The 9,048-nt window shown below is 31.6% G+C and carries 6 protein-coding genes; 5 read left to right on the plus strand and 1 reads right to left on the minus strand.

Annotated elements, in window-relative coordinates; translation table 11 throughout:
- The first annotated feature begins 28 nt into the window (after positions 1–28).
- From F555_RS0104715 to F555_RS0104730, 4 genes are all read left to right on the plus strand, one after another.
- Complete coding sequence (locus F555_RS0104715; protein WP_018154067.1) at positions 29–3,097, plus strand: AAA family ATPase; 3,069 nt, start codon at positions 29–31, stop codon at positions 3,095–3,097.
- A gap of 134 nt (positions 3,098–3,231) precedes the next feature.
- Complete coding sequence (locus F555_RS0104720) at positions 3,232–3,639, plus strand: type II toxin-antitoxin system VapC family toxin (RefSeq protein WP_018154068.1); 408 nt, start codon at positions 3,232–3,234, stop codon at positions 3,637–3,639.
- A 209-nt stretch (positions 3,640–3,848) separates the two neighbouring features.
- On the plus strand, positions 3,849–4,961 hold the full coding sequence (locus F555_RS0104725) for an ABC transporter substrate-binding protein (protein ID WP_018154069.1): 1,113 nt from the start codon (positions 3,849–3,851) through the stop codon (positions 4,959–4,961).
- A 156-nt stretch (positions 4,962–5,117) separates the two neighbouring features.
- Positions 5,118–6,452, plus strand: a complete 1,335-nt coding sequence (locus tag F555_RS0104730; protein ID WP_018154070.1) for an FAD-dependent oxidoreductase — start codon at positions 5,118–5,120, stop codon at positions 6,450–6,452.
- A gap of 157 nt (positions 6,453–6,609) precedes the next feature.
- On the opposite strand, the gene F555_RS0104735 is transcribed toward F555_RS0104730, so the two are convergent.
- Complete coding sequence (locus F555_RS0104735; RefSeq protein WP_157205737.1) at positions 6,610–7,134, minus strand: phosphoesterase PA-phosphatase; 525 nt, start codon at positions 7,132–7,134, stop codon at positions 6,610–6,612.
- Between the two features lie 186 nt (positions 7,135–7,320).
- On the opposite strand from F555_RS0104735, the gene hemB reads away from it, so the two are divergent.
- Positions 7,321–8,307: a porphobilinogen synthase gene (hemB, locus tag F555_RS0104740; RefSeq protein WP_018154072.1), complete on the plus strand. Its 987-nt coding sequence runs from the start codon at positions 7,321–7,323 to the stop codon at positions 8,305–8,307.
- The last annotated feature ends 741 nt before the right edge of the window (positions 8,308–9,048 follow it).

The following is a 9,048-nucleotide window of genomic DNA, read 5'->3' on the forward strand; positions in this document are numbered from 1 at the left end:
ACATAGGATAGGTGTATTAGGTGGGAATATGATTATAAAAAGTATTAAAATGGAAAACTTTAGAAGCCATAGAAATTCCTGTATCGAATTCAATAAGGGAATCACTACGATAATAGGGCAAAATGGAAGTGGTAAATCTTCCATATTTGAAGCCATGAATTTTGCACTATTTGCTCCAAGGCGTAAGAGCAAGGGATTTACACTGGAAAATCTAAAAAAAATAGGTGCAAAATCATTTTCTGTCCAACTTGAGTTTGAAGTTAGGGGAAATACCTACAAAGTGGTTAGAAAAAGACACAGTGGGAAAAGTGAAGATAAACTCTATATAAATGGAAGACTTTCTGCTGAATCTACAAGTGAAATAAACAAAAAAGTAGAAGAAATTTTAGAAATAGATGACGATGTTTTTTCCAATGCTATTTACATAAAACAGGGGGAAATATCAAGTTTAATCCATATAGAACCTGCAAAAAGAAAGGAAATCATTGGAAAACTTTTAGGAATTGAAAAATATGGGGCAGTATACAACCAGATGGGCGAAATAATAAGAACATTTGAAAACAAACTTGTAGAACTTGAAGGAGAGTTGAAACAGATTGACGGAATAAAAAATGAAATAGATGAGATCAGGGTAAAAATAATAGAAAGGGAAAAAGATGAAAAAATTATTGAGGAAGAAAAGGGAGCTCTAGAAAAATTAAAAGATGAAAAATACAACCTTTTAAAAGAATGTGAAACTAAAAAGGAAAAACACAATAATCTAAAAAATAAAATAAAAGAGTTAGGTAGCGAGTTAAAGAATATTAAAAGTGAGATTAACAGGCTCGAGAGGGATTTAAAGTTAGTTAGGTACCACAATGACATAAAAAATAACAATGAAAAAGGTTATATCAGATATATTGAACTTGAAAAAGAAATTAAGGAACTTTCAGATAAAATTAGAGACTACAAACAATATTACGACCTACATAGTAAATTAATCGGAAAATTGGAAGGTATTGAAAAAGACCTAAATAAAAACGAAGAAAAATTAAAAGACATGTTAAAGGACGCCGAGAATGTAGTTCAGAATATCGGGGAGAGAAATAAAATAAAAAAAGAAATTAACAATACTCGACGAAACCAAAGGTTTCGTGAGTCGACAAATCGAAGATTAGTCTCGATTGACTTGGAACTGAGAAAATTTGAAGATATAAAGGACAAACTTAAAGAACTGGAAAATATTGAAAAAGAACTGAAAAAAATAGAATACCATAAAAACCAGTTGAATGAGACTAAAAAATACTATGAAGAGTATTTAAAAGTAGAAAAAGAATTTGAAATCCTTAAATCAAAGAAAAAGGATTTTGAAAATCTGGCTATTAAGAAAGAAGAATTGGAAAAGGAACTGGAAAAGAAAAAAAATGATAAGAAAAAGCTTGAAGCTGAATTAAAAAGTTTTGAAGAAATTGGGAAAAAAATATCCTTGGAAAATAAATTACAAAAAGAATTAGAGGATTTAGAAATAAAAATAAATGAATTAAGTAAATTAGGGGGTGAAAAAGAAAGTAGAATAAAACAGTTGCAAAAATCAGTAGCGGAGCTCGAAAAGACTCAGGAAAAATGTCCAGTATGTCAATCAGAAATAACTGAAGATAAGAAAAATGAACTTCTGTCCCAGTATAAAATAGAACTTGAAGAAGAAAAAGAGTCCTTAAAAAATATTGAAAAAAAACTGGAAAAATACATGCAACAGAAGGAAGCGATAAATAAAGAGTTAAATCAGTTGAATGATTTAAAAAAGATATACGGAGGATTGAAAGAAAAAAATAACTACCTACAGGAGATAAACAATAATATCAAAGAAATTTGTTCCAAACTTGAAGAAGTAGAAAAAGAACTTGAAAAATACAAGGATTTACCTAAAGAACTGGAAAATATTGTAAAAAATATGGATAATTTGAAGGAGAAGCATGATAAATATATTTATTCCCTCGCCTGCCTAAAAGATTCAGATGAAAAACAGCTGTTATCCGAAAAAAATAAGATACTATCTATAGTTGGTAGTCATACAATAAATACAATTAACGAAAAAAAAGTAGAACTGGAAAAAACTAAGGATAATTTAAAAACTATCTTGAGATTAATGGATGAACAGGATAGATTAACTTATGAGCTAAAAGAAATTAAAGACAAAATATATTCAATTTTAGGATTTGTGGAACAGTATAAAGAATGGGAACATCAGAAGATTAAGTCTGAAAAAGAGAAAGAAAATCATAAGGAGAGTTATGAAAATTACAAAAATTCAATTGCAATACTTGAGAACTACTCAAAAAGTTACAAGATACCAATACCGGAGCTCGAAAATGCAATTGACAAAATGTTAAAAGAAAAAACTTTAGAGCGGGAAACTAAAAAAACAAAAATAAACGAACTAATGGAGGAAATCCAGAATCTTTCCTATATTCCCGAAAAACATTTGGAAATGAAATCAGAATACGAAAAAACATATCAAAAGTTAACTGAAAAAGAAAAAGCCCTTGAAGTAATAAAATCTGAGATTAAATTGAGTCATGAGAGAATAAAGAGCCTTGAAAATAAACTAAAAGAATTGGATGAAAAGAAAAAAGAAAAAGATAAATTGGCTGAGTTCAAAAATCACCTGGAAAGAATAAGGAATGAGGTATTTTCAAAAAACGGTTTCCAGAGATACCTAAGGGAGAAATACATTCCATTAATACAGAGGTATGCTAATGAAATATTTGAAGATTTCGAGCTACCTTACAGTCACATACAACTAACTGAGGATTACAGCTTAGTTGTAGATGGACTTCCAGTAAAAAGTTTAAGCGGTGGGGAGCAAATTGCAGTAGCTCTTGCTTTAAGATTGGGAATAGCAAAAGCCGTATGTAACAATGTGGAGTGTATAATTTTAGATGAACCTACTGCCTACCTTGACGAGGAGAGACGGAGGAACCTAATAAACATATTTAGGAATATAAAAACTATCTCTCAAATGATAATCATTACCCACCACCAAGAACTAGAACAGGTTGCAGATAACATGATAATTATTAAAAAAGAAGGGGAAGACTCAAAGATAATCAGCCAATAATGGTGCTAAATCGTTTAAAATTAAATAACATCATATACTTTTATTTCTTTTATTTTAAGTGAATGATTATGATTATTTATTAGATTCTAAATCATTATCATTATTATATTTTTGTTAAATTTAGGAGGCACATTATGACTCACCGTCAAACGACCGTAATTCCAGACACGAATTTCTTAATATACCTTTTTAAGCATAGAATAAACTTTGATTACGAACTTAGCAGGGTTTTAAACAGTAGTTATGAAGTCGTAATTTTAGAATGTATTGTGGAGGAACTTAAAAAACTTAAAAAGGAATTAAAAGGTAGTGAAAAACTTTCTGCAAATCTTGCCTTGAAATTAATCGAAAGGTACAGAATTTCTGACTACGATGTCGGTAGCTATGCAGATGAAAAAATAATGAACTATGCAATGGAAAATGAAAATGTGGTTGTGTGTACCAACGACAAAAACCTAAAAAGAAAGCTTCTAGAGGCAGGTATTCCCATAATCATAATAAAGCAGAAAAACCATTTTGAGTTACAAGGAACTGTTTTTTAATTTTCATCATGCTTGAATCATGCAATATTATATTCCGGGAATTTCTTATAAGACATTTTTTTTACTATTTTACGAAAAAATTACTAGTTATTCATAAATCTTATATACTATAAGAATAATTTAAGTTATTTGTTTAAATTTCTATTAAAACATTAAGGGGTGTTATTATTAAGAAATACGCTCTGATATCTGGATTAATTGGATGCATCATGATCCTACTTTTTGCAGGATGTGTCGGAAACTCACAAGAACAAAGTTCTGAAGTACCAACTTTAAAAGTTGCCTACTTACCGACAGATCACCACAGCTCATTATTCGTGGCTGCAAAAGAAGGAGACTTATTCAAAGAAAAATATGGAGTTTACTTAAAAGAAGTAGAAGCTAAGAAAAAATATGAGCTCTATGAAAACGACAAAAAAGTAGCCGATGTTGAATTGGTACAGGTTGTTGAAGGTGGAGCAAAACTTATGACTCTTATAGCTCAAGGTCAGATAGATATTGGGCTAAATGGTGTTCCACCGGCAGTATTCTCAATAGACCAAGGAAATAAGGCAAAAATTATAAGTGCTTTACAGGGAGAAGGTTCAGCAGTTGTAATTAGAAACGATATTCCTGCGGAAACCTGGCCAGAGTTTGTAAAATGGATAAAAGAACAGTACAGTAATGGAAAACAAGTGAAAATAGGTCATCCATTACCTGTTTCAATACAGTACGTTATGATAAAAAAAGCACTTGAAGCAGAAGGAATAACATATACTGAAAATTCAAAAGATAAAAGTGCGATGGTTTTATTGGTAAACTGTAAAGGGCAAAAATCCATGCCACAAATGTTATCTCAAAAAGAACTCGATGCAGTAATAGCATGGGAACCAATGCCTGAAGTTTTAAAAACAAAAGGCATCGGAAAACCTATAGTTTACAGTAAAGACTTACCTCCTGCAGGAATGTGGGAAGACCACCCATGCTGTGTAGTTGTAGCATCTGAAAACGCATTAGAAAGCAAAGAAGCTGCAGTGAAGTCATTGTTGAAATTAATGGTTCTCTCAACAAAAGAAATTAACGAAAATAATGAATTAGCAATAAAAGCAAGTTCAGAATGGCTCGGAACTGACAAAGAAGTGGAAGAGTATTCAATACCAAACATTAAATTCTACACCAACCCTGAACCACTTAAAAAAGGAACACATGTGTTTGTAAATGTTATGAACGCACAAAAATCAACAACCGGTCAGTTGAAAGGTGTTGAAGACCCTAATAAAATAGATGAAATACTTTTCAACTTCAGTATATACGACCAAATTGTTAAAGAGTTAGGTCAATAATAAAAATTTCTTTTAATTTTTTATTTTTTTATTAATTATTTTTTATTTTAGTTTTTTAAAGTTCATAAATTATATATATTATTTAGGTATAGTCTATCAACAATTTAAATCACAGAACATATAACATATATTGGATTTACGATAGGTGAAAATTAAATGAGAACAGTAATAATAGGTAGTGGAGCAGGAGGCTTAACAACAGCTTCAACGATAAGAAAATACGATAAAGAAATGGAAATAGTAGTTATTACAAAGGAAAAATATATCGCATATTCGCCTTGTGCAATTCCTTATGTTATAGGTGGAGAAATTGAATCATTTGAAAATATTGTAATGCACACACCTGAGGAGTACAAAACTAACAGAAATATTGATGTTATAACCGAAGCAGAAGTTTTAGATGTTAACTCAGAAGAAAACAAATTAAAATATGCATTAAACGGCGAAGAAAAAGAACTTGAATACGACTACCTCGTTATAGCCACAGGTGGAACGCCATTTATACCTCCAATTGAGGGAGCTACATTAGATGGAGTCTTCAAAGTAAGAACCATCGAAGACGGTATGAAAATAAAAGATTGGATAAAAAACTGTAAAAAGGCCATAGTTGCTGGAGCAGGCGCCATTGGTTTAGAAATGGCATACGGATTAAAAGAAAAAGGTCTTGATGTTACTGTTGTTGAAATGGCCCCCCAAATTTTCCCAAGAGGTTTAGATCCTGACATGGCTGAAAAAGTCATGAAATACCTTGAAAATGAAGGAATAAAGTTTATAATGGGTAAACCAGTTGGAAAGATAGTTGGGAAAGAAAAAGTTGAAGGTGTAGTTATAGATGGGGAATTAATGGACGCTGACTTGGTTATCATGGCAACAGGAGTAAGGCCAAATATAGAGCTCGCCAAAAAAGCAGGCTGTGAAATAGGAAAATGGGCAATAAAGGTTAATGAAAAAATGCAGACCTCAATACCAAACATATATGCAGTAGGAGATTGTGTAGAAGTTATTGATTTTGTAACAAAACAAAACACAATGTCTCCATTCGGAACAACTGCAGTCAGACAAGGTAAAGTCGCAGGTAAAAACATAGTAGGAATAGAATCCGAGTTCCCTCCAGTTTTAAATGCAATGGTTTCAAAAATAGGAGACTTGGAAATTGGAGGAACTGGAAATACCGAAATTTCAGCAAACCAAAATGGAATTGAAACAATAGTGGGAAGAGCTAAAGCTTTAACAAGGGCCAGATACTATCCTGGCGGAAAAACTATTGAAATTAAATTAATTTGCGATAAAAATAAAAAAATTATTGGCTGCCAAATAATTGGTGGGGAAAGAGTAGCTGAAAGAGTGGATGCAGTTTCAATAGCTATATTAAAAGAAACCACATGTGAAGAGCTCGCAAATATGGAGTTTTGTTATGCCCCTCCTGTTTCAATGGTGGTAGATCCTTTGGCAATTGTTGCTGAGGACGCATGTGAAAAATTTAAGGAATAATTTTTTATTTTTTTCTTTTTGTTATAGTATATCTCCAACCTTTAAAAAGGTTGGATCCAAAATCAATACACTACCTCGCTTCGCTCGGTAGTGTCTTTTCAGTTGGATTTTTTTAATACCATAGTGCCTAAGTTTATAGAATGACTATAATTAAATATTAAACAAACCACAAATTTATCAAAAAACCAAAGAATGTTCCCAAAACAACCTGTAAAAGAGTATGCTTTTTTAAATACAAGCGGGACCATATTGTAGCTATTAAAAATAAAAAATAAATAGGTACTATAAAATATAATGGATTTCCATTTAAAACATTGTTTGATTTAATCAATGCTATTATTATTGCAGATAAACCATAACAATGGATACTTATTTTCCAGAATCTTGTAATTATTAACAAAAATACCACATTTACCAAGTAAAACTTGATAGGAAAATCCTGCCTAAAAGCTAGTATTAAAAAACCGTATATAACTACAATAATTAAAGGAATTACTCTCTGGTTTCTATTTGGGATGTCCCATTTTTGATCGTTGATTTTTGCCCACAATAGCCAGATTACGAGCGGAATTAACACCAAAGCTATTAAATCCATAATGCCGTACATAAATATACATGCAAACACTATTAAAAATGGAAATATTCTTGAAATAAATTCTGCAAGTTGTAAAAGTTTCGCCATATTTCCCAAATCCATTAAATATTATATACGCTCATGTTTATCCTTTTATTCACGTAGATCATTTCATTTGTTTGAAATATATTATTTATATATTAAATATTAAACTATATCGTTATGATACATTATTTTAAAACTGGAAGCCTCAAAACTGAAATATTGGGCGTCCTATCCAACGGTGGGATATGTATGATTATGAGACCAAGAAGACTTAGAAAAAGCTACAAAATGAGAGATTTAGTAAGAGAGACCATTTTAACAAAGAATGATTTAATAATGCCCATTTTTGTAGATGAGAACTTAAAAGCTAATGAAAAGAAGGAAATATCTTCAATGCCAAACCAATACAGATTTAGTGTAGATGGAGCAGTTGAAGAAGCTAAAGAAATTGCTGACTTAGGAATTCCTGCCGTTATTTTATTTGGAATTCCGAAATACAAAGACGAAGTAGCCTCTTCAGCCTACGATATGAATGGCGGAGTTCAAAAGGCAATTTCAAAAATAAAGGAAGAACTTGGGGATGAACTTTTAGTTATAGCTGATGTTTGTATGTGCGAATATACTTCTCATGGACATTGTGGTATAGTTAAAGATAATGAAATTTTAAACGATGAAACCCTTGAAATCTTAGGTAAGATAGCATTATCCTATGCTGAAAGTGGTGCCGATATAGTGGCTCCTTCTGACATGATGGATGGAAGAGTTAGAAAAATTAGGGAAGTTTTAGAAGAAAACGGCCACAAAAATGTTGCCATAATGAGCTACGCGGCAAAGTATTCTTCTGCATTTTATGGTCCTTTTAGGGATGCTGCAGAAAGTGCCCCTAAATTTGGAGATAGAAAAACCTATCAGATGGATCCCGGAAATTCAAAGGAAGCCTTAAGAGAAATTGAGTTGGACATAGAAGAAGGTGCTGATTTAATACTTGTCAAACCTGCACTTCCATATTTGGATATATTAAAAATGGCTAAAGATAACTTCAACGTGCCAATTGGGGGCTATTGCGTAAGTGGAGAGTATTCAATGGTGGAAGCTGCAGCTGAAAAAGGCTGGCTTGATAGGGATGCCACAATTTATGAAACTCTTTTAAGCATTAAGCGAGCCGGAGCAGACTTTATAATAACATACTGGGCAAAAGAATTTGCTACAAGACATTTATTTCCAACCCCTTTATAAATCGAAGCAAATCTTCGATTTGCTGTCGAAGCGAATCCAAAGGATTCGCTGACTCACAAAAATTCTTTGAATTTTTGTCGAGACTCACGAAAACCTTTCAGGTTTTCGTCGAGAGGTGTTGGATCCCCAAATCTGATACCTACTCAACTTCGTTGAGTAGGTATATTTCTATTTTCCTACTATGGTCTGATTTTAACAGAAATTCCCCTTTCACCATTACATTTATCGACTGCAAAATTTCCATCCCACAATGGTCTTATTTTAACAAATAAAGGAGGTAAAAAAAATGTCAGATTTTATTTCATTTCCATCCCACAATGGTCTGATTTTAACGTAAAAAATCTAAGGAAGAACTAAATGAGAGAACACAAAAAGATTTCCATCCCACAATGGTCTGATTTTAACAGTTAAGAATTTTCCTTATTTCCCTATAAAGAAGGTTGTATCTTCCATTATTTAAAACTTTTTATCTCGAACCTATGATCTGGAGCTCCATATATAAAGACGTGCGACTTGATAATTGGTTTTATTTTCTAAAATAAAGAACATGCAGTTGCATAAACAAAAAAATAAACAATATTTGTAAGGAAAACATGATAAAACCGTCTCTAACACCATGACTAAACAATATCTTTATAAATTATTAAATCTAAATATATACAACAATCATAAAACGTGATCGGTTCGAGATTGGTAATCTATGCTTGTATTTGAAAAATAAAAACAATAAACAAATAAAAT

Origin of the sequence: Methanothermococcus thermolithotrophicus DSM 2095 (assembly GCF_000376965.1) — an archaeon.
Lineage (GTDB): Archaea > AGJL01 > Methanococci > Methanococcales > Methanococcaceae > Methanothermococcus > Methanothermococcus thermolithotrophicus.

Excerpts from the sequence above, each read along its gene's own strand:
- F555_RS0104715 (WP_018154067.1), top strand. The coding sequence starts at position 29 with ATGATTATAAAAAGTATTAAAATGGAAAACTTTAGAAGCCATAGAAAT.
- F555_RS0104720 (WP_018154068.1), top strand. The coding sequence starts at position 3,232 with ATGACTCACCGTCAAACGACCGTAATTCCAGACACGAATTTCTTAATA.
- F555_RS0104725 (WP_018154069.1), top strand. The coding sequence starts at position 3,849 with ATGATCCTACTTTTTGCAGGATGTGTCGGAAACTCACAAGAACAAAGT.
- F555_RS0104730 (WP_018154070.1), top strand. The coding sequence starts at position 5,118 with ATGAGAACAGTAATAATAGGTAGTGGAGCAGGAGGCTTAACAACAGCT.
- F555_RS0104735 (WP_157205737.1), bottom strand. The coding sequence starts at position 7,134 with ATGGCGAAACTTTTACAACTTGCAGAATTTATTTCAAGAATATTTCCA.
- hemB (WP_018154072.1), top strand. The coding sequence starts at position 7,321 with ATGATTATGAGACCAAGAAGACTTAGAAAAAGCTACAAAATGAGAGAT.